The sequence below is a fragment of the Ruegeria sp. TASC047 genome (assembly GCF_059612445.1).
Genome location: NZ_JBXWQP010000019.1, coordinates 197,560 through 216,599, shown reverse-complemented (window position 1 = coordinate 216,599; position 19,040 = coordinate 197,560). Strand labels below are relative to the sequence as shown.

General features: G+C 58.1%; 22 protein-coding genes. 9 read left to right on the top strand and 13 right to left on the bottom strand.

Annotation, left to right across the window (positions count from 1 at the left end; translation table 11 throughout):
• Positions 1–11 precede the first annotated feature (11 nt).
• On the bottom strand, positions 12–230 hold the full coding sequence (locus AC2FLO_RS03580; protein ID WP_267365006.1) for a GTA head formation protein, RCAP_rcc01685 family: 219 nt from the start codon (positions 228–230) through the stop codon (positions 12–14).
• Positions 223–1,386, bottom strand: a complete 1,164-nt coding sequence (locus AC2FLO_RS03575) for a phage portal protein (protein WP_496751350.1) — start codon at positions 1,384–1,386, stop codon at positions 223–225. The genes AC2FLO_RS03580 and AC2FLO_RS03575 overlap by 8 nt, the downstream gene beginning before the upstream one ends.
• Positions 1,387–1,644: 258 nt before the next feature.
• Between AC2FLO_RS03575 and AC2FLO_RS03570 the strand changes: the two genes are divergently transcribed.
• Positions 1,645–2,217: a dihydrofolate reductase family protein gene (locus AC2FLO_RS03570; RefSeq protein ID WP_480584864.1), complete on the top strand. Its 573-nt coding sequence runs from the start codon at positions 1,645–1,647 to the stop codon at positions 2,215–2,217.
• A gap of 77 nt (positions 2,218–2,294) precedes the next feature.
• On the opposite strand, the gene AC2FLO_RS03565 is transcribed toward AC2FLO_RS03570, so the two are convergent.
• Together AC2FLO_RS03565 and AC2FLO_RS03560 are read right to left on the bottom strand one after the other, a co-directional pair.
• Positions 2,295–3,596, bottom strand: coding sequence for a DNA-packaging protein (locus AC2FLO_RS03565; RefSeq protein ID WP_496751349.1), 1,302 nt, complete (start codon positions 3,594–3,596; stop codon positions 2,295–2,297).
• Positions 3,574–3,918 (bottom strand): hypothetical protein, encoded by a 345-nt coding sequence (locus tag AC2FLO_RS03560; protein ID WP_480584869.1) that lies wholly within the window; start codon positions 3,916–3,918, stop codon positions 3,574–3,576. The genes AC2FLO_RS03565 and AC2FLO_RS03560 overlap by 23 nt, the downstream gene beginning before the upstream one ends.
• Positions 3,919–4,608: 690 nt before the next feature.
• Here AC2FLO_RS03560 and AC2FLO_RS03555 point away from each other — a divergent pair.
• A complete protein-coding gene (locus AC2FLO_RS03555) occupies positions 4,609–5,874 on the top strand; it encodes a DEAD/DEAH box helicase (protein ID WP_480486454.1) in 1,266 nt (421 codons plus the stop codon).
• A gap of 89 nt (positions 5,875–5,963) precedes the next feature.
• Here AC2FLO_RS03555 and mltG read toward each other — a convergent pair whose 3' ends face one another.
• From mltG to fabD, 7 genes are all read right to left on the bottom strand, one after another.
• Entirely contained in the window at positions 5,964–7,121 is a 1,158-nt protein-coding gene (mltG, locus tag AC2FLO_RS03550) for an endolytic transglycosylase MltG (protein WP_480480395.1), read from the bottom strand.
• Complete coding sequence (gene fabF / locus AC2FLO_RS03545) at positions 7,122–8,387, bottom strand: beta-ketoacyl-ACP synthase II (protein WP_496751348.1); 1,266 nt, start codon at positions 8,385–8,387, stop codon at positions 7,122–7,124.
• 179 nt (positions 8,388–8,566) lie between these two features.
• The gene (locus tag AC2FLO_RS03540; protein WP_480584871.1) at positions 8,567–9,310 is read right to left on the bottom strand and encodes a 1-(5-phosphoribosyl)-5-[(5-phosphoribosylamino)methylideneamino]imidazole-4-carboxamide isomerase; all 744 of its coding nucleotides are present in this window, start codon (positions 9,308–9,310) and stop codon (positions 8,567–8,569) included.
• A gap of 122 nt (positions 9,311–9,432) precedes the next feature.
• Positions 9,433–9,972: a GNAT family N-acetyltransferase gene (locus tag AC2FLO_RS03535; RefSeq protein ID WP_480584874.1), complete on the bottom strand. Its 540-nt coding sequence runs from the start codon at positions 9,970–9,972 to the stop codon at positions 9,433–9,435.
• Positions 9,973–10,110: 138 nt separating this feature from the next.
• The gene (locus AC2FLO_RS03530; protein ID WP_050602116.1) at positions 10,111–10,344 is read right to left on the bottom strand and encodes an acyl carrier protein; all 234 of its coding nucleotides are present in this window, start codon (positions 10,342–10,344) and stop codon (positions 10,111–10,113) included.
• A gap of 207 nt (positions 10,345–10,551) precedes the next feature.
• On the bottom strand, positions 10,552–11,289 hold the full coding sequence (gene fabG, locus AC2FLO_RS03525; protein ID WP_480485277.1) for a 3-oxoacyl-[acyl-carrier-protein] reductase: 738 nt from the start codon (positions 11,287–11,289) through the stop codon (positions 10,552–10,554).
• 42 nt (positions 11,290–11,331) lie between these two features.
• The gene (fabD, locus tag AC2FLO_RS03520) at positions 11,332–12,270 is read right to left on the bottom strand and encodes an ACP S-malonyltransferase (protein ID WP_480485275.1); all 939 of its coding nucleotides are present in this window, start codon (positions 12,268–12,270) and stop codon (positions 11,332–11,334) included.
• A 174-nt stretch (positions 12,271–12,444) separates the two neighbouring features.
• Here fabD and AC2FLO_RS03515 point away from each other — a divergent pair, with 174 nt between their 5' ends.
• On the top strand, positions 12,445–13,668 hold the full coding sequence (locus AC2FLO_RS03515; RefSeq protein WP_496751347.1) for a cytochrome b/b6 domain-containing protein: 1,224 nt from the start codon (positions 12,445–12,447) through the stop codon (positions 13,666–13,668).
• A gap of 58 nt (positions 13,669–13,726) precedes the next feature.
• Here AC2FLO_RS03515 and AC2FLO_RS03510 read toward each other — a convergent pair whose 3' ends face one another.
• Both AC2FLO_RS03510 and AC2FLO_RS03505 read right to left on the bottom strand, forming a co-directional pair.
• The gene (locus tag AC2FLO_RS03510) at positions 13,727–14,299 is read right to left on the bottom strand and encodes a YceI family protein (protein ID WP_496751346.1); all 573 of its coding nucleotides are present in this window, start codon (positions 14,297–14,299) and stop codon (positions 13,727–13,729) included.
• Between the two features lie 125 nt (positions 14,300–14,424).
• Positions 14,425–14,871 (bottom strand): hypothetical protein, encoded by a 447-nt coding sequence (locus AC2FLO_RS03505; RefSeq protein ID WP_496751345.1) that lies wholly within the window; start codon positions 14,869–14,871, stop codon positions 14,425–14,427.
• A 353-nt stretch (positions 14,872–15,224) separates the two neighbouring features.
• On the opposite strand from AC2FLO_RS03505, the gene rpsF reads away from it, so the two are divergent.
• The 6 genes from rpsF (at position 15,225) to AC2FLO_RS03475 (ending at position 19,017) form a co-directional block, all read left to right on the top strand.
• Positions 15,225–15,578: a 30S ribosomal protein S6 gene (gene rpsF / locus AC2FLO_RS03500; RefSeq protein ID WP_170610248.1), complete on the top strand. Its 354-nt coding sequence runs from the start codon at positions 15,225–15,227 to the stop codon at positions 15,576–15,578.
• Positions 15,579–15,606: 28 nt separating this feature from the next.
• The gene (gene rpsR / locus AC2FLO_RS03495) at positions 15,607–15,834 is read left to right on the top strand and encodes a 30S ribosomal protein S18 (RefSeq protein ID WP_005608650.1); all 228 of its coding nucleotides are present in this window, start codon (positions 15,607–15,609) and stop codon (positions 15,832–15,834) included.
• Positions 15,835–15,846: 12 nt separating this feature from the next.
• Positions 15,847–16,467 (top strand): 50S ribosomal protein L9, encoded by a 621-nt coding sequence (gene rplI / locus AC2FLO_RS03490; protein ID WP_267364588.1) that lies wholly within the window; start codon positions 15,847–15,849, stop codon positions 16,465–16,467.
• A gap of 165 nt (positions 16,468–16,632) precedes the next feature.
• Positions 16,633–17,118: a transglycosylase SLT domain-containing protein gene (locus AC2FLO_RS03485; protein WP_480504716.1), complete on the top strand. Its 486-nt coding sequence runs from the start codon at positions 16,633–16,635 to the stop codon at positions 17,116–17,118.
• Between the two features lie 235 nt (positions 17,119–17,353).
• On the top strand, positions 17,354–18,055 hold the full coding sequence (locus AC2FLO_RS03480; protein ID WP_267364591.1) for an autoinducer binding domain-containing protein: 702 nt from the start codon (positions 17,354–17,356) through the stop codon (positions 18,053–18,055).
• 107 nt (positions 18,056–18,162) lie between these two features.
• Positions 18,163–19,017, top strand: a complete 855-nt coding sequence (locus AC2FLO_RS03475) for an acyl-homoserine-lactone synthase (protein ID WP_267364593.1) — start codon at positions 18,163–18,165, stop codon at positions 19,015–19,017.
• Positions 19,018–19,040: the final 23 nt, after the last annotated feature.

Genomic DNA, 19,040 nt, shown 5'->3' with positions numbered 1-19,040 from the left:
ACCCACTGAACTTATGGCGTTACCACCAGGAATGACTGAAACGCCTGCGCCAGGATCACTGCGGCCACACCATAGACCGTCAGCCACAGCCGTTTCTCCAGCCGCTCCATCATCTCTTCGATCTGATCCAGCCGCCTGCACAGATGCGCGTGCTGGATCTCGGCCACCCGCTCATGCGCGGCCAGACGTAGCCCCGGCGCGCATTCGAACGGCGGATACCCCTCAGCCATCGGCACGCTCCGGCAGCCCCAGCAATCTGCGTTTTTCCACATCGCTCAGGAATTCCGCCCGGTTGACCCGCGCCCATTGCGCATCCCTCTCGGCAGACAGGGCCGTTACCTGATCCAGATCGGGCTTCAGGATCAGATCCTCGCCGGTAAAGCCCGTCAGCCACTCCGACACCGCCGCCGCCACCCGCGTCACCAGAGGCAGCACGGTCAGGCGGTAAAACGCCCGGTTGGCCTCCTGATAGTTCGAATAGGTCGCGTCGCCCTGTATCCCCAACAGCATCGGCGGGACCCCAAAGGCCAGCGCGATCTCGCGGGCGGCGGCTTCCTTGGTCTTCTGAAACTCCATGTCTGAGGGGGAAAAGCCCATCGGCTTCCAATCCAGCCCCCCCTCCAGAACCATCGGCCGACCCGCATTGCGCGCCCCGCGATAGTTCTGCTCGATCTCGTCGGACAGGCGGCGGAACTGCTCCTCGGCCATCATTCCGTGCCCATCACCGCCTTTCCACACCAGCGCCCCCGAGGGCCGCGCGGCATTGTCCAGCAGCGATTTCGACCACCGCGAGGCGCTGTTATGCACATCAATCGCCGTCGCCGCCGCCTGCATCGGTGAGAACCCATAATGATCATCCTGCGGGTGGAACGTCTTGATATGACAGATGGCCTCGGCCGCGAACCGGTGCGTCTTGCCACCGACACTGTAATCATAGGCCTTGGGCCACCCATCCGCCCCCGGCACCACGCTCATCCGGTCCGAGCGCAGAACGTGCAGCTCAACCGGCAGCCCGTCCTCGGTCTGCACCGCCTCGACATAAGCATTGCCCGACAGCAGCAACTGCCCGAACAGGGCCTCCAGCATCTCTGCCCGCCCCTGCGCCGCATTCGGGCGTCGCAACAGGGCCAGGATCGGGTGCGCATCGAAACGCTGCCCCTGACCCTGCAATATCAAGGGCAGAGCCGCCGCCGATTCAGCAATCAGCTTGACCGACCGAAACCCCACCGGATTGCCCGAAAACCCCGTCCGCGTCAGAGACACCGTGTCCCGCGGGCTCCACGCCACGCGCCCGCCAGTCTGCCACGCCACCACAGGCCCCGTCGCGCTCGCCTTCGCCTCGGGCGCGCTGCCGGCCGATCCACGACGCAAGAAATCGAATACCATCTGTGCTCCTTTCTGCCGCCGCTCTGCCCGGCTTGTTGAAAGGAGTTATGACGGATAGAGGTTTAGGGCTTGGGAACGAGGCGTACGGGGGGTGGGCAACGGCTATCTCGACCGCCTGCTTCACGCCAACTTTGCATTGAGTTCAAATTTCCTCATTGCGGACGAAGCTGCCGAGATATCCGTTGGAACAAATGTCTGCTATCAGGTTAGATGACAACCAGCATCCTTTGAGTTGGCTAGAAAATCAAGGAGGTCATCATGAAGTGCAGCGCTTATATCGCAACAAGCGCAGACGGGTTTATAGCCCGGGCCGATGGCAGTGTTGACTGGCTCGAAACCTCCGGAGACCCGGAGGTCGGCATGGCCGAGGGCTACATCGACTTTGCGACCTACATTGCGACCATCGATTGCGTGATCATGGGTCGCAAGTGCATGGAAATGATCAGCAGCTTTGATCTGCCACCCGATCAGTGGCCCTACGGAACAACAAAGATTGTTGTGCTAAGCAAAACGGTTCAAACGCCACCAGACAATCTGAAAAACAAAATCGAACTGTATTCAGGCGACCTGGCCGCACTCTTGGACAGGCTTGAGGCTGAAGGCTATCAGAGTGCGTATGTTGACGGCGGCAAGACTATTCAGAATTTTATCAACCTCGGTCGACTTGACGAGATCACCATAACCCAAATGCCGATCCTGATCGGTGATGGAACACCATTATTTGGAAGAACTCTCCGAGATGTCACTCTAACTGATGCGCAGGCAGTTGCCTGCCCGAGCGGCTATATCCAGTTCCGCTATCGTATCGAAGAACGCGCCTTCGAAAGCTGACTTTTGCGTCTTGCGCAGCACCATTAGTACAGGATGCTTTCAGTCGTTCGCTATCTAGGTATAAAGTGAACAACCTCTCACAACGCCCTCACCCTCGGCCTTCTAAACACCCCCGCAGGCCCTACCACTAACTCATGCAACGCCCAGACCAGCGCGTCGACCCGGTCGGGTGAGCCCTGCCCTTCGAACCCGCGCGCGGTCATCTGGCACATCTGCTCCTCCAGCGCGTCCAGCCCGGCCACATGGGCCACCCGCCCCTGCTCGTACAGCGCTGCCACAGGCTCGGCCCGCGCGACCTTGCCGCGGGAGGCCCGCACAGCACGATAAGGGACCAGAGGGTCTACCTGCCGCACGACCTCTTCCACCAGTTGCCCGCCCTGATTGACCTCAGCCACCAGCCGTTCGGCCCCGAACTCATCCATCGCGTCAATCGCCGCCTGCGCCCAGCCCGCCGGGCCAACGCCCTGCACCGTCCGGTCAGCCAGCACATAGGCGCGCCAGTCCTCGGGCGGGCCTTGCACTTGCGCGCCAACCACCACGATCCCGCAGGCATCCGCGCCTGACCCGGACGTCACCGCCGGGTCAAGCGCCACGACGATACGGTCCAGCTCGGGCACTTGTGCGCAGCGCGCCGCCTCAAGCATAGAGCCTGTCCACAATGCCCCTTCGGCATCCGACAGCAACACCCCGTCCAGCTCCTGCCGCCCCAGCCGCGTGCCGGCATAGCGCGCGCGCACTTCCTCCAGAAACGACGCCGCCAGATTGGCCCGATTCGCCTCGGTCGGCGCATGGGTCTGCACGGTGGACGGCGACGCCAGCAAATCCTTCAGAACCTTCACATTGCGCGGTGTCGTGGTCACGCAGACCCGGGGCCTCTCGCCCAAACGCAGCGCAAATTGCAGCATGTCCCAGGTCTCGCCTGCTTTCTTCCACTTGGCCAGCTCATCCACCCAGGCCGCATCGAACTGCGGCCCGCGCAGCCCTTCGGGATCATGTGCCGAAAACGCCTGAGCCTCGGCCCCGTTGGGCCAGATCAGCTTGCGTTCCGATGCCTTCCACACGGGTCGCCGATCCGGGGGCGAGCATTGCAATATCCCGCTGTCGCCAAAGATCATCACGTCGCGCACCTGATCGAATGTTTCACCCACCAGCGCCACGCGGCACGCCTCGCCCTTGTCCAGCGGTTTCGGCCCCTCGACCATCGACCTTACCCACTCGGCCCCGGCCCGCGTCTTGCCCGCACCGCGCCCGCCCATGATCACCCAGGACCGCCAGTCGCCTTCGGGCGGCAATTGATGTGGCAGCGCCCAGAATTCAAACAGGAAAGGGAGGGCACACAGCCCCCCCTCCCCGATCTCACTCAGAAATCTCTCCCGCACTGCAGCATCGGCGGAGGCGAGCCAGCCTGCACCCGATCTCAAATCGGGCCCGCTCAAGGTCGAGCGCGTACCCTCCTTGGGCAATTCCGGCTTGTCTGTAATGTTGTTCGACAAAGCTTGTCTCCACTTTCTGGCAACTTCGGATCAGCCCCTCCAGCTGACCGAGTTGCTTGGCTGAACCAGCAAGATCTGCATCCTCCCCGGCACCGATCTGTTTGCGCAGGTCTTCTGCCGCTTGCCGCAGATCGCGAATGGACCTTTCCAGGGACTGCAACAGTTCAGCCGTCTGGGAAATCCGCTCTTCCGGGGTAATCAAAGTCATGTTTGCCTGTGACCTCATGCGTGAGTGTTCTCCGCACGAGAGAAACGAAAAAACGGCCACCGGGTCACCCCGAGGCCGTTCGCCCACTTCTTCTAGCATGACACAACCTATACGGGATAAAGCGCGCAAAGTCAAGGGTTTACGCAACAGGTGCGCAACAGGGATCGTACGGTGCGGGTTAACGGACAGTGAATTTCCGGCTATGGTAACCCTCGGCCTAAACGCCGCCCCGCCCTTTTGCCTCCCTAGCCCTGACCGCCTCACCGACCAGAGGGGTTAATACAGGGTTACCCCGGTGCCGCTTTCAGCGTGTACAAATTGCACAACCCCCGCGCGGACGCGTGTACAAACCTGACATTTTCCGAAATCGCGCTCAAAATCGCCCGCATCACCCGATTTCGGCACCGCAGGGTCCGGCGCGCTGCAAAACCAGTCCTTGACATTTCCCCCCGAAACCCTCATGTGCCCCTCATCACGGCGCCACCGCGTGAGCATCGTCGGGTTTCAGGCCCCACAGCGCCAACACATAACTCCCAGTTCCCCTTCACGCAGGGTTCTTTAGGCGATGGCCGGATGGCGCTGGATTCGCTCGCGCATCCCGAGGTCTCGCTCAACCCTGCCGGTCACATGAACGTGGCCAGTCATCACCTGCTCGCGGGATTTAACCTGCGGGCCGCAAAGGATAATTTTTTGTTCGACTTCGACATGCTCGGCCTCGCGCCGACACTGAACGACGCGTTGAAACGCGCCAATTTCACACAACCCACCCCGATTCAGAACCAGGCCATTCCGCTGGCCCTGAACGGGCATGACATCCTCGGGCTGGCCCAAACCGGCACCGGCAAGACACTGGCCTTTGGCCTGCCCCTGATCGACCACCTGCTGGCGCAGCCCGGCAAGCCCGATCCCAAAACAGCCAAATCGCTGATCCTCGCCCCTACACGCGAGTTGGTGAACCAGATCGCCGACAGTTTGCGCACCCTCACCAAAGGAACAAAGCTGCGGGTCGCCACAGTTGTTGGTGGCCAGTCGATCAACAAACAAGTGATGTTCCTTGCCCGCGGTACCGATATTTTGGTCGCCACCCCGGGGCGCCTGATTGACCTGATGGAACGCGGCGCTGTTGACCTTGGTTCGGTGCGCCATCTGGTATTGGACGAAGCGGATCAGATGCTTGACCTGGGCTTCATTCACGCTCTGCGTCGCATTGCGCCTGCACTGGGAACACCCCGCCAGACCATGCTGTTCTCGGCCACAATGCCGAAACAGATGGAGGAGCTCAGCCGTGCCTATCTGAACAATCCACAGCGGGTGCAGGTTTCACCCCCGGGCAAGGCGGCGGACAAGATCACTCAGTCCCTTCATTTTGTTCCAAAAGCCGAAAAACCCTCTAAACTTCGCCAAATCCTGTCGCAGGACGCGGATGCACTGACGCTGGTCTTCACCCGCACAAAACACGGCGCTGAACGGCTGATGAAAGGGCTGGTCGCCGATGGCTTCAACGCAGCATCAATTCACGGGAACAAAAGCCAGGGCCAGCGTGACCGGGCCATTAATGCCTTCCGCGCTGGAGAGGTGAACATACTGGTGGCCACCGACGTTGCCGCGCGTGGCATCGACATCCCCGGTGTCGCCTATGTCATCAACTTCGACCTACCCGACGTACCCGACAATTACGTCCACCGTATCGGGCGCACCGCCCGTGCCGGGCGCGAGGGGGAAGCGATCGCTTTCTGTGCACCGGAAGAAGTTGACCTGCTGCGTCAGATCCAGAAGCTGATGAAAATTGAAATCCCTGTCACAAGCGGCACCATGCCGGAAGGGGTCGAGGTTCAGCAACCTGCACGTCGTCAAAACAACCGCCGTCGCGGGTTCAAGCCCAAACCAGCCAACGGGGATGGGAAACCTTCCAGCAGCAGACGGCGCCGTCCCAACAAAAGACGTTCAGCCGCCTAAGGACTGAACAGGCTGCCAAAGAAAACGCCGACGCCAGTTTTCATACCGGCGTCGGCGTTTTCGTTGGCAAAACCAGCATTCCGCCGGGCTTAATTCCCCGAGCTTTGCTGTTCCTCAATTTCGCGCCATTTGGCAACGTTGCGATTATGCTCCTGCAGGGTTTCTGCAAACGCATGACCGCCCGAGCCGTCGGCGACGAAGAATACATAGTTGGTGTCATCCGGCGCAACTGCAGCTTCAAGACTCGCCAGACCCGGATTTGCAATCGGCGTCGGGGGCAGCCCGTCAATCTGATAGGTGTTCCACGGTGTCGGACGGTTCAGTTCGCTGCGCCGCAACCCGCGACCCAATGTGCCCTGCCCCTTTGTCACGCCATAGATGACGGTCGGATCGGTTTGCAGCCGCATCCCCTGTTTGAGGCGGTTCACGAACACACTGGCGACCTGGCCACGTTCCTCCGGAACACCGGTTTCCTTTTCGATGATAGACGCAAGGATCAGCATCTCTTCAGGAGTGTCCAGTGGCAACCCGCCTTGGCGGCTTTCCCAAACCGCGTTGATCCGCAGTTGTTGCTTGTCCTGCATGGCCTGCAAAATCGCATTGCGATCCTGTCCGGCCACAACATCGTAACTGTCCGGGGCCAACATGCCCTCAGCCGGGATCTCGGTCACTTCACCTGACAGCGCTTCGAATGATTTCAGAGCTTCAACCACTTGCCACGAGGTCACACCTTCGGCCAGCGACACGCGATAGCGCGTGTCAGCCTCGTTGCGCTTCTCGGTATAGGCATCAGGCGTTTCTTCCTCTGCCGCATCAAATGAAGCAATCTCGACGAAATCCAATGTTGCCGGGTCCAGTTCACGCACGCGGGTTTGGGTGCGCGTTACACCGATACGGTATTCGATTTCCGACCCACAGGTGCTGGCGCCGCTGCTGGTGATTTCTTCGATGATCTGCGCCATAGACGCGCCTTCGCGCACCAGAAAGCTGCCCGCTTTCAACCGCTGCGCCTGATCGGTATAGTCAGCGGCCATCCGAAACAGAATTGAACTGCGAATGGCACCCTGATCTTCCAGATCGCGACTAACACGTGTCATATTCGAACCGCTTTTGACCTGAAGGCAAATCGCAGTTTCAAGCGGGCCTTCGGCCTTGTACTGCGACTGTCCCCACAGGATCAGACCGCCCACCAGAAACAGGCCGACCACCAGGATGGTCAGCGCATTCGAAGCGATGGCCCGCCACATTTAACTGACCTTTCCGAAGATCACGCTGGCATTGGTTCCGCCAAACCCGAACGAATTCGACAACGCCACGTTAATCTCACGCTCGCGCTTGGCGTTGGGGGCAAGATCAATCGGGGTTTCAACTGCCGGGTTGTCCAGGTTGATTGTTGGCGGTGCGACCTGATCGCGGATCGCCAGGATTGAGAATATCGCCTCAATCGCACCCGCAGCACCCAGCAAGTGACCGGTTGCCGACTTGGTCGAGCTCATCGTCGCATTCCCGGCATGCTCGCCCAACAGGCGCTCGACAGCACCCAGTTCGATCGTGTCCGCCATGGTCGAGGTGCCATGCGCGTTGATGTAATCCAGGTCTTTCGGCTCCAGCCCGGCGCTGCGCAACGCCGCCCTCATGGAACGTTCGGCCCCGTCGCCATCCTCGGACGGGGCGGTGATGTGATAGGCGTCGCCCGACATACCATAGCCCAGAACTTCGGCGTAGATCTTGGCACCGCGCGCCTTGGCGTGCTCGTAATCTTCCAGAACCACGATGCCAGCGCCCTCGCCCATCACGAAACCGTCACGGTCCACGTCATAGGGTCGGCTGGCAGCCTTGGGATTATCTGCGAATTTGGTCGACAGCGCCTTACATGCGTTGAAGCCGGCGATACCGATCTCGCAGATACAGCCCTCGCCGCCACCTGCCACCATGACATCCGCGTCACCCGCCCGGATAATGCGGCTGGCGTCGCCGATTGCGTGCGCACCGGTCGAACATGCGGTCACGACCGAGTGGTTCGGCCCTTTGAACCCGTGACGGATTGATACCTGACCCGAGGCCAGGTTGATCAGTGCGCCCGGAATAAAGAACGGAGATACCCGACGCGGACCCTTGTCGCGGATCAGGTTCGCGGTATTGGCAATCGATCCCAGACCACCAATGCCCGAGCCGATCAGAACACCGGTACGCAGGCGCGATTCTTCGTCTTCCGGCAGCCAGCCTGCATCCTTGCAGGCCATTTCGGCGGCCGCGATGGAATACAGGATGAAATCCTCAATCTTGCGCTGCTCTTTCAGCGGCATCCAGTCATCGGGATTGAAGGTCCCGTTGGTTCCGTCGCCGCGCGGCACCTCGCAGGCGTAGGTCGTTGCGACCCCGCTTGCCTCTGCATCGAAATGCGTGATTGGGCCTGCGCCGGACTCTCCGTCCAGCAGCCGCGACCAGGTTTCCTCGACCCCGCTGGCCAAAGGAGTGACCAATCCAAGACCGGTTACAACGACTCTGCGCATGAAGTGCCTCTTGCCTGCTTCCTCTTATGAGAACCGCTCATACCCCGGCCCGGGGTGCGGGGGCAAGAGCAACGGTTCTTTCCATCCCGGCGTCCTGCCGCCGATTGCCCAAGGAAACCGGAAATTCGGCGCCTGCTAAAACCGCCCTTTCGCGCGTCCAGCCAAAAGGGCGGAGTTGCTTACTGAAACTGCGCGACCGGCTCGTGCGCCGATTTGGCAGTATCAAGTGCTTCGGTCAGGTCCAGTGTCTTGCGAAACAGCGCACGCCCGACAATCGCGCCCGAGATATTGGGGATGTATGCAAGCCGCGAGATATCGTCTGCTGTGCGCACGACGCCGCTGGCAATCACCGGGGTACGCGAATGGTTTGCCAGTCGCGAGATCAGACCAAGCTGTGCCTCGACATCTTCCATGTCACTGTCGATATCCGTCACCACGATGGCGGCAAACGGCGCATCGCCGAACGCATCAATAAAGGCTTCGGGCGTGAATGCACTTTGGCTGCGCCAGCCGTCAGTCATAACAAGGCCTTGCCAGACATCAACCGACAGCACGATCTGATCCGGGTAAAGCTTGGCCAGTTCCTTGACCAAGTTCGGTTCGCGCGCGGCCAGCGTGCCAACCACAACGCGGCCTGCGCCCTTGTCGATCCAGCGCTCAATCTGTTCGCGCGTGCGCATGCCACCCGCCAGCTGCACCGGAATCTCGGCCTTGCGAATGATATCTTCGACCAGCTGCGCGTTGGTATCCTTGCCCTCGATCGCGTCGAAATCCGTCAGGTGCATCCATTCGGCACCCGCCTCTGCCCAGCTCCGTGCGGTTTCTACCGGATTCACGTGCCAGATCATCGCTTCTTCCAGACGACCCTTGTCCAGCGAGACACACCGGCCGTTCTGCAGTTCCATCGTGGGGTAAATCCTCATGAGCTCGGTCCTCCGCTCAATCGTTTTGAAATCCCCGGCACCATACAACTGGAATGCCCGCCCGAAATCTCCGGGATCGGCACAGTTTGGCCATTTTGCGGCATACTGATTAAGTGGCGAATTTACGCGCGGGCTGGCGGTCCGTTGCGTCGTAACAAGTGTACCGGGGTTTCATTATACACCCCTTCCCGCATCAAAACATAGCCAAGCTTTTTGGCGAGTTTCTGCGAGGATGTATTTGAAGCGTTTATCATCGCGACCAACGGTCCGGGAATCACCCGGTCAAACCAGTCATGCGCAGCCTTGGCGGCCTCGTATCCCAATCCCTGCCCCTGTGCTTCGGGGACCAGAACCCACCCTGCCTCGGGGAAGCCGTCAAAATCGTCGCCCATGCATCGGTTGCTATAGAAGAATCCGGCTTGCCCGATCAGCTTGCGATTCGATTGCTGCATTACGCCCCACTGACCAAAACCGGCCATCTGCCAATGCCCCGCATTACGCAGGAAAGAATCCCACGCTTCGCCACGCGATCGGGGAGAACCGCCGATATGCTGCACGACGCAAGGGTTACGCCAGATTTCCGCGAACTGGTCAAAGTCCTCTGGGCGCATGGCGCACAGCGTCAAACGCGCGGTATTTATCATTGGAGTGGATCTTATCATGCCCTGTCCACTTTGAGTTTTGCCTCAGTGGAAACAGTGCGCAGGCCACAATAGCCGCGCAAGCCCGAATTTCAGCCGGGCATAAAAAAACGGCGCCCCCGTTGCCCGGAAACGCCGATTTTAATCAGAAAGAAACGCTTAGGACGCTTCGCTGATGAACTTGACGGCGTCGCCAAAGGTCTGGATGGTCTCGGCTGCGTCATCGGGGATCTCGATGCCGAACTCTTCTTCGAAGGCCATGACCAGCTCAACAGTGTCCAGGCTGTCTGCGCCCAGATCGTCGATGAAGGACGCGTTTTCCACGACTTTATCTTCTTCAACACCCAGGTGCTCAACAACGATCTTCTTAACGCGATCTGCGACGTCGCTCATGTCTATTCCTCATTCCTTTACAGGGCGGTCCGCCCGATTCTGCCCTTGCCCGCACGGGTTGGCTTTGGTTTGCCCGTTTTGGGCGGTTTCGGTCCCGGCGAACCGGGAAATAGAAGGCCGACCTGAACGACCGGCCCCGCATAGATGCGCCGCCTATAGCATAGTCGACGCAAGAGGCAAACGCTTTCGCACTCGCCCCTGTCGCGCTCACAACATGGCCATACCGCCATTCACATGCAAGGTGCTTCCGGTAACATAGCCCGCTTCGGGGCTGGAAAGATACAGAACGGCAGCTGCAATTTCCTCCGGATCGCCCATGCGCCCGGCTGGAACCTTGAGCAACAGACCCTTTTTCTGTTCCTCGGTCAGTTTCTCTGTCATTGCCGTCGTGATAAATCCAGGTGCCACGGCATTCACAGTAATTCCGCGCGTCGCAACTTCGTGAGCCAAAGCTTTGGAAAACCCGATCATACCGGCCTTCGACGCGGCATAGTTCGCCTGCCCCGGATTACCGATTGCGGCCACCACGGACGAGACATTGACGATCCGGCCCCAGCGCGCCTTCATCATGCCCCGGATCACCCCTTTGCACAGTTTCATGGTCGAGGTCATGTTCACATCAATGACGCTTTGCCATTCTTCATCAGACATACGCATGAACAGATTGTCGCGCGTGATTCCGGCGTTGTTTACAAGAATGTCCACCGATCCCATCGCCTCGGCCGCTTGCTTTGGCAACGCTTCAACGGCTTCCGGATCACTTAAGTTGCAGGGCAGAACATGTGCGCGTTCGCCCAGTTCGTCGGCCAGAGCCTGCAGCGGCTCAACGCGTGTACCGGACAATCCAACCGTTGCACCGGCGCCATGCAACGCACGTGCAATGTCGCCTCCGATACCGCCCGAAGCACCGGTGATCAGCGCATTCTTACCTGTTAAATCAAACATTCTGTTTCCCTCTTGCTGCGTCGGCTACAACGCAAATTCTGCTTACGATTCGGCCTGAATGGCCTTTTGAACATCTTCCGGTGTGCCCACAGCCTTACCCGCGATTTCGCGATCGATCTTGCGGATCATACCGGACAGCGCTTTGCCAGCGCCGATTTCCCATGTTTCGGTCACGCCTTGTGCCGCCATATATTGCACACTTTCCCGCCAGCGAACCGAACCTGTCACCTGCTCGACCAGCAATTGACGGATCAGATCCGGATCGCTGACAGCCTCGGCGCGCACATTAGCCACCAAAGGTATGACAGGGGCCTTAATTTCGACGGCAGCAAGCGCTTCTGCCATTACATCTGCAGCAGGTTTCATCAGCGCGCAGTGAAATGGAGCACTTACAGGCAACATAACAGCACGTTTTGCGCCTTTTTCCTTGGCGATCTCGGCTGCGCGCTCGACAGCCGCTTTTGAACCCGACACGACAACCTGCGTGGGATCGTTGTCATTTGCGGCCTGACAGACCTCGCCCTGTGCGGCTTCTTCCGCCACAGCGCGCACGGCCTCCAGATCCAGCCCTAGAATGGCGGCCATGGCCCCCTCGCCCACGGGTACGGCGCTTTGCATGGCCTGACCACGGGTGCGCAACAGACGCGCTGTATCTGCAACAGACAAGGCACCCGCCGCGGCCAGGGCCGAGTATTCACCCAGCGAATGCCCCGCCACAAAAGCCGCCTTGCTGACTGATACGCCTTCGGCTTCCAAAGCGCGCATGGCTGCCATCGATGTTGCCATCAACGCGGGTTGGGCGTTCTGGGTCAGTGTCAGGTCAGCAATATCGCCATCCCAGATCAGGCTGCTCAACTTCTCGCCCAACGCGTCGTCCACCTCATCGAAGATGGCCTGAGCTGCCGGGTAGGCCTCAGCCAGAGCTTTGCCCATACCTATGGTCTGGGCGCCTTGCCCCGGGAAAACGAACGCGAGTGTCATTGCAACCTCATGGATGGTGTCAGGTTGCGGCGGGGTGTAAACTGACTGACCGTCTGGCACAAGTATTGCCTGCTTTCTGCATTCTGGCACCTTTTGTGTGCACCCGCGCTCACTTGTGTCTGTTTCATCCGGCTTTACCTTGGGCACACCCTAGAATCCCGGAGCGCGCGACATATGCAATCGACCAATTCCATTTCAAGCTACGGCAGCATCGCAAAGACGTTTCACTGGCTGACCGCGTTGCTGATCTTCACAGCTTTGCCCCTCGGCTGGGTCGCAGACAATCTGGCGCATGCGGTATTACACTCGGCAACTGCCCCTACCGAGGTGGAAATTGCCCGCGCCGCGCGCGTGTTCTCGTTGCACAAGACCGTCGGGGTCACCGTGTTCTTCGTGGCATTGGCCCGCATTCTTTGGGCGTTCACCCAAACCAAGCCCGGCCTTCTGAATGCTGACAACAAGCCCGAAGCCTTCGCCGCTGAAACCATCCACTGGCTGCTTTACGGTTCGCTGGTCCTTGTGCCGCTGACCGGTTGGATTCACCACGCCGCGACCGAAGGCTTTGCCCCAATCCTTTGGCCCTTCGGCCAAAACCTGCCTTATGTACCGAAATCCACCGCCGTGGCCGAGGTTACAGGGGTTCTGCACTGGCTCTTCATGTGGGTTCTGGTTGTTTCCCTTGTCCTGCATGTCGCAGGTGCGCTGAAACATCACGTCATCGACAAGGACAGCACGTTGCGCCGGATGTTGCCGGGGCCTTCAGATGCACCGGTACCACCACATCAAACCCATTCACTGATTCCAGCCGTCGCGGCACTGGCGGTCTGGGGCGTCGTCGTCACCGGTGGCTGGGCAACTGGAAAGCTTGCCCAAAACGTTGAAAAAACCCCGGATGTCCAACTGGCCGAGGTTCAATCTGAATGGCAGGTTCAGAACGGCACGCTGTCGATTACCATTTCGCAACTGAACAGCCCCGTTACGGGTACGTTTTCCGACTGGACGGCAGCAATTGCCTTTGACGAGCCCACAGGCCCGGGATTGGCGGGATCTGTCGATGTCACGATAGCCATTGGCTCGCTTAGTCTTGGAACCGTAACTGATCAGGCCATGGGGCCGGATTTCTTCGACAACGCCCGGTTCCCAACTGCCCAGTTCAAGGCCGACCTTTATAAAACAGAAAATGGGTACGAGGCGCGCGGCCCGCTTACAATTCGCGACAAGTCGATCGACGTCGTTTTGCCCTTCTCGCTGGATCTTCAGGGCGACACAGCCACAATGGCGGGCACGACCGAGCTTAACCGGTTGGAGTTTGACGTAGGCACATCGCAACCTACCGAAGACTCGCTGGGCTTTACCGTCGCAGTATCCGTAGAACTCACTGCGGCACGCGGTCAGTAAGGCAAAAAAAAACGCCGGTGATTTGATCACCGGCGTTTTTCTGTTCGTGAATCTGCGATTACTCGGCTTTTTGTGCCTCGACCGAAATCTGGATTTGCACTTCGCCGCTGACAAACGGTGCAAACTGACCCAGGTCGAATTCGCTACGGACCAGCGTTGTTGTGGCATTGAAACCCGCCCAGGGCTGATTTGCCATCGGGTGAGTGTCAGCCTTGTTGAGCTTTGCGTCCAGAACAACCGATTTGGTCACACCGTTCATCGTCAGATCGCCGGTGATGTTCGCGGTGTTGTCACCGGTCACTTCGATTCCTGTCGATGTAAAGGTGATCAAATCTCCTTCGGCCGCGCCAAAGAAATCCTCGGTCATGAAGTGATCTTCACGGGGCTTCCAGCCGGTAAACATCTCCAACACGGGCATCGAAACGTTCACGCTCGAAGCGGCGGGGTTTTCCTGGTCAAACATGATCTCGCCTTCAAAGCCGGAAAACATGCCAGTCGTGGTTGAAAACCCAAGGTGGTCATAGCTGAAAATGACTTGGCTGTGGCTGGGATCCAACACGTATTTCTCGGCGCTGGCGAATGCCGTTGTCGCTGATACGGCCAATGCAGCAGCAAGAAGGGTGGATTTCATATCAATCTCCGCGGTTTTGTGAATGCAGTCCATCAGGACTGCTTGAACGCAAGATGTGCCGCCCAAGGGCGGCACACAACCTTTTTTGAATCACAACTTCTGTTCGTTTTTGAACAGAATAAAACTCAGCCGAAAATTGTTATGCTTTTGCTAAGCTGACCTTTCAGCGCCCGGCTGACATCCGCCGATTCAAGTGGCAGCTTCATCAAAAGGCTGCCGTCCACGTCAAACAGATGAACTTCATTCTCTTCGAAACTTGCCCCACCCAGTGAGTCATAGCTGCGGCGCAGGACAGTCTGAGGGCGTCCGTCTTCGTTTTTCTGCAACACCCGGACTTCGCGGCGGATCGGGTCGAAATAGGCGTCAGGGCGCGGGTCAAGAACCTCGATTGTCAGCAGGGCGACACCAACGACCAGAAACAGCATGGATGCCGCCATCTTGATCGGCCAAACATCTGCGCCGACCACCGATCCGGGCATCAACCACATTGAGAACGCAGAAACGATCAGAAACGCCCCGACCATCCGCGCCAGGATCAGGCGGGCCTTCCAGTTAGGTGCAAACGTGATCATTACCGGCACTGAATTCTCAAATCGCGAGCCGGCAACGTTTTCCTGATATGCGTTTGTGTTAGTAGCGGTCATAACACGTCACCCTTTTAAGGTTACTTTCGAAATTCTGTTGGTCCGGTTGATGTCCGGTATGCAAAACAACTTTGAGCCGAAAAGCGTCAGCAATTGGGCGGCCCAAAGGAATTTGGACGGCGTCTCAGAGGCATATGTGGCAGGGCTTGCTCCTGCGGCTCAGACGTGTATACGGGGCCATCCTTCGCAGTCGTATGAATCGCGCAGCCTCTCGTGGCAGGGTCGCGAAGGAACGTTTGGCCCCGCCTATGAAATGCGCCTTGATATAAACAGGAGTGCACATGCCACTGTATGAGCATGTAATGATCGCGCGTCAGGATCTGTCCAACGCGCAGGCGGAAAGCCTCGTCGAACATTTCGGCACCGTTCTGGCTGACAACGGCGGCAAGCTGGTTGATAGCGAGTACTGGGGCGTCAAGACGATGGCCTACAAGATCAACAAAAACCGCAAGGGCCATTATGCCTTTCTGAAAACCGATGCCCCCTCGGGCGCGGTGCAGGAAATGGAGCGCCTGATGCGCCTGCATGAAGACGTCATGCGCGTTCTGACCATCAAGGTCGACGGCCACGAAGATGGTCCGTCGGTTCAGATGCAGAAGCGTGACGAACGTGGCGATCGCCGCGAGCGCCGTTGATCAACGCTTGAGAAAAGGACTCTAAACCATGGCCGCAAAACCATTTTTCCGCCGCCGCAAGGTCTGCCCGTTCTCGGGTGAGAACGCGCCGAAAATCGACTACAAAGACACCCGTCTGCTGCAGCGCTACATCTCTGAGCGTGGCAAGATCGTGCCTTCGCGCATCACCGCCGTTTCGGCGAAAAAGCAGCGTGAACTGGCCCGTGCTATCAAGCGCGCCCGCTTCCTCGCCCTGCTGCCCTACGCTGTGAAGTAAGGAGAGACTGACATGCAAGTTATCCTGCTGGAACGCGTTGCGAAACTGGGTCAGATGGGCGACGTCGTTGACGTCAAGCCCGGCTACGCCCGCAACTTCCTGCTGCCCCAAGGCAAAGCCCTGAGCGCGTCCGACGCCAACATCGCGTCGTTCGAAGCCCAGAAAGCGCAGCTTGAGGCCCGCAACCTGGAAACCAAGAAAGAAGCTGAAGCACTGGCTGAAAAGCTGGACGGTCAGCAGTTCATCGTGATTCGCTCGGCATCGGATGCCGGCGCTCTGTACGGTTCGGTCACCCCGCGTGACGCCGCTGACGCTGCAACCGAAGCAGGTTTCACCGTCGACAAGAAACAGATTGTCCTGATCGCCCCGATCAAGGAACTGGGTCTGCACACTGTCGCAGTGAAACTGCACCCCGAGGTTGAAGTCGAAATCAAAATGAACGTGGCCCGTTCGGCAGAAGAAGCCGAACTGCAGGCTTCGGGCAAATCGATTCAGGAACTGGCTGCTGAAGAAGAAGCCGCTGCTGAATTCGAGATCGCCGAACTGTTCGACGACATCGGCTCGGCCGCTTCGGATGATGATGACATGGTTGCCGACGCGGCACCGGTTGCCGAAGACGAAGCCAAAGCCTGATCTGGCTGCTTGTGAGCATTCTAAAGGCCGCGCAACGCGCGGCCTTTTCTTTTTTCCCTTTGTATTCACAAGTCGTACCGGCAAGTTTCAGCCCATTTTCCCGTGTACGCTTGAAGGCTCATTGTCGTTCCGTATCATTGCCGCCGAAATCCAGAGGACCGAAAAATGCTTGTTTATCTGCGCCAAAGTTTCCTGGCACTGTTTCTATTTGTGTCGTTGGTTGCCTGCGGGGCAGACCAGGTCTCCAAGGCGGGTACGCCACATTTTGACCCGCCGCTCCACCCGAATGAAACGCCCGAGCTGAGAGCTTCGATCAACAGATGGGCGGACCATTACGAGATTCCGCGGGAGTTGGTTCACAAGCTGGCCATTCGCGAAAGCACACACCGACCATGGGCCGTCAACCGGCCCTATTACGGCCTTCTACAGATCCTGCCAGCCACGGCGCGCTCGATGGGATACACCGGCAAAGCCGAAGGTTTGCTGGACGCCGACACCAACCTTGAGTTTGCCGGGAAGTACTTGCGCGGGGCGTGGATGCTTTCAGATGGGGACCAACGCAGGGCAATTTTTCTGTACGCCAAAGGTTTTTATCCCGAAGCTAAAGCCCGAGGAATGCTGGTCGAAACCGGGCTTAGGCCAACACCCTGACGGTCATTCGCGTCAGAATTCGATCGGAAACAGCACTTGAAACTGAATAGTGACAAAAATGTTCTATTGGGTGTCGCAATATGCGATATTGCACAGACAATTAAGACCTCTCCTTGTCATGTTTAGAAAAGTATGATGTTCTGACTTGGTGAGGTAAACGGGTTCCACTCTGTGTAATACGCATGCTCGACGACACCATCGGGCAGCAAGATGGGCCACAGCTGGTAGGCGCCACATGGAAATTGTCGATCTGAGCACCCTGCCGGATTCAGAAGTTCGATATACCGAATTTCTAAGGCAAATCTGTGAGAAGCATGACATGGATCATGCTGCCTACGCTGGCATGAATCCGGCGGCAGGAACTGTGGCTGGCTTTGTCACCTATGACGACGCCTGGACTGAGCACTACCAGAAACAGGGTCTGATCATGATCGATCCGACCATCCACATGGCCCGCCGCAGTATCGCGCCGGTGGATTGGAGCCGTCTGGAAAGAAGCCCAGATTTTCAACGCGTTTTCCGGGATGCTCACGATTTTGGCTTGCCCAGTCAGGGTGTTACGATCCCGGTACGTGGCCCCTACGGTGATATTGGCCTGCTGAGCGCAACCCGAAATTGCAGCAAGGAAGAGTGGCGTAAGCTTTACACGAACTTTATCGGCGATTTGCAGGCCATGGCCGTGCACATCCACGACAACGTCGTGTCCTCGGATCAGCTGACCGGCGCACTATATCATCCGACATTGTCCTCTCGCGAAGCGGAAATCCTGCAATGGGTCGCTGCAGGTAAGTCGCAGCAGGATATCGGCGATATTTTGTCGATTTCGCACCGAACCGTAGAAGTACACTTGCGTTCGAGCCGGGAAAAGCTTAGTGCGCTGACCACCCCTCAAGCCGTAGGGCGGGCGATAGCGATCGGGCTTATTACCCCGGGATAAACAAAAAAATCCCCAAATTCCGCCAAAATACGGGAATCCCCCAATAGAAAAATCCTTCGAGAGCGGTAACGTCAATATTACCGAACAACCACTCGAAGGGGGAAGAAATGATCATCGTGGTAGATGGCCTGAACAGACATATGTTCAGCGAAGTTCTTGACGAAATGTTCGAGTTAAGAGCACGTGTTTTTGGCGGACGTCTTGGATGGGACGTAAAGATCGAAGACGGTAAGGAAATTGATGAATTCGATCATCTGGACCCGGCATATGTAATCGGACTCGACGACGGGGGGAATGTCGTCGCAGCCGTGCGTGCCCTTCAGACCACAGGACCTCATATGTTGTCGGATGTGTTTTCGGCAATCCTTTGCGGGGAAGCACCACTTCGCAGCGCAACCATGTGGGAATCGACACGCTTCTGCGTGGACACGCAGCGTCTCACACGCGGCAAGGAAAAGAATTCTGTCTCTTATGCCACCTGCGAGCTGATGATCGGCTCTCTGGAATATGCCAAGAACGCAGGCATTCAGGATATCATCACCGTAATCGATCCGGTTATGGACCGGGTCCTGAAACGGTCGAACTGCGCGCCATATGACTATGTCGGCGAAACGGTTCCCATGGGGAAAGTTTCGGCACTGGCCGCGCTGTTGGATTGTACCGATGAACGCATCTCGGGCCTGCGTGAGTTTGCAGGCATCCATGAGAACGTCTTTATGGATGACGAAGAGGCGCTGGCACTGTTTGCAGCCAAGAAGGCAGCAACTCAGAGCCCGGCCAATCAGGATCACAAGCCACTGACTGATCTTGAGAAGTATTTTGTGGAACAGATGAGCGCCGCAAGTAACGAAGCTGAACGCCAAGACGTTCTGAAGCTGATCGAAGCGCTCTCGGACACGTTCACACCAGAGCAGAAGATCGCTCTGCTAGATACCCCCCGTGCTTTTGCTCATGAGGCCTGACCCCCTCACCTCATAGATACAAA

Bases quoted from the DNA above. Each gene is read 5' to 3' on its own strand.
- AC2FLO_RS03580 (WP_267365006.1), bottom strand. From the start codon at position 230: ATGGCTGAGGGGTATCCGCCGTTCGAATGCGCGCCGGGGCTACGTCTG.
- AC2FLO_RS03575 (WP_496751350.1), bottom strand. From the start codon at position 1,386: ATGGTATTCGATTTCTTGCGTCGTGGATCGGCCGGCAGCGCGCCCGAG.
- AC2FLO_RS03570 (WP_480584864.1), top strand. From the start codon at position 1,645: ATGAAGTGCAGCGCTTATATCGCAACAAGCGCAGACGGGTTTATAGCC.
- AC2FLO_RS03560 (WP_480584869.1), bottom strand. From the start codon at position 3,918: ATGACTTTGATTACCCCGGAAGAGCGGATTTCCCAGACGGCTGAACTG.
- mltG (WP_480480395.1), bottom strand. From the start codon at position 7,121: ATGTGGCGGGCCATCGCTTCGAATGCGCTGACCATCCTGGTGGTCGGC.
- fabF (WP_496751348.1), bottom strand. From the start codon at position 8,387: ATGCGCAGAGTCGTTGTAACCGGTCTTGGATTGGTCACTCCTTTGGCC.
- AC2FLO_RS03540 (WP_480584871.1), bottom strand. From the start codon at position 9,310: ATGAGGATTTACCCCACGATGGAACTGCAGAACGGCCGGTGTGTCTCG.
- AC2FLO_RS03535 (WP_480584874.1), bottom strand. From the start codon at position 9,972: ATGATAAGATCCACTCCAATGATAAATACCGCGCGTTTGACGCTGTGC.
- AC2FLO_RS03530 (WP_050602116.1), bottom strand. From the start codon at position 10,344: ATGAGCGACGTCGCAGATCGCGTTAAGAAGATCGTTGTTGAGCACCTG.
- fabG (WP_480485277.1), bottom strand. From the start codon at position 11,289: ATGTTTGATTTAACAGGTAAGAATGCGCTGATCACCGGTGCTTCGGGC.
- fabD (WP_480485275.1), bottom strand. From the start codon at position 12,270: ATGACACTCGCGTTCGTTTTCCCGGGGCAAGGCGCCCAGACCATAGGT.
- AC2FLO_RS03515 (WP_496751347.1), top strand. From the start codon at position 12,445: ATGCAATCGACCAATTCCATTTCAAGCTACGGCAGCATCGCAAAGACG.
- AC2FLO_RS03510 (WP_496751346.1), bottom strand. From the start codon at position 14,299: ATGAAATCCACCCTTCTTGCTGCTGCATTGGCCGTATCAGCGACAACG.
- AC2FLO_RS03505 (WP_496751345.1), bottom strand. From the start codon at position 14,871: ATGATCACGTTTGCACCTAACTGGAAGGCCCGCCTGATCCTGGCGCGG.
- rpsF (WP_170610248.1), top strand. From the start codon at position 15,225: ATGCCACTGTATGAGCATGTAATGATCGCGCGTCAGGATCTGTCCAAC.
- rpsR (WP_005608650.1), top strand. From the start codon at position 15,607: ATGGCCGCAAAACCATTTTTCCGCCGCCGCAAGGTCTGCCCGTTCTCG.
- rplI (WP_267364588.1), top strand. From the start codon at position 15,847: ATGCAAGTTATCCTGCTGGAACGCGTTGCGAAACTGGGTCAGATGGGC.
- AC2FLO_RS03485 (WP_480504716.1), top strand. From the start codon at position 16,633: ATGCTTGTTTATCTGCGCCAAAGTTTCCTGGCACTGTTTCTATTTGTG.
- AC2FLO_RS03480 (WP_267364591.1), top strand. From the start codon at position 17,354: ATGGAAATTGTCGATCTGAGCACCCTGCCGGATTCAGAAGTTCGATAT.
- AC2FLO_RS03475 (WP_267364593.1), top strand. From the start codon at position 18,163: ATGATCATCGTGGTAGATGGCCTGAACAGACATATGTTCAGCGAAGTT.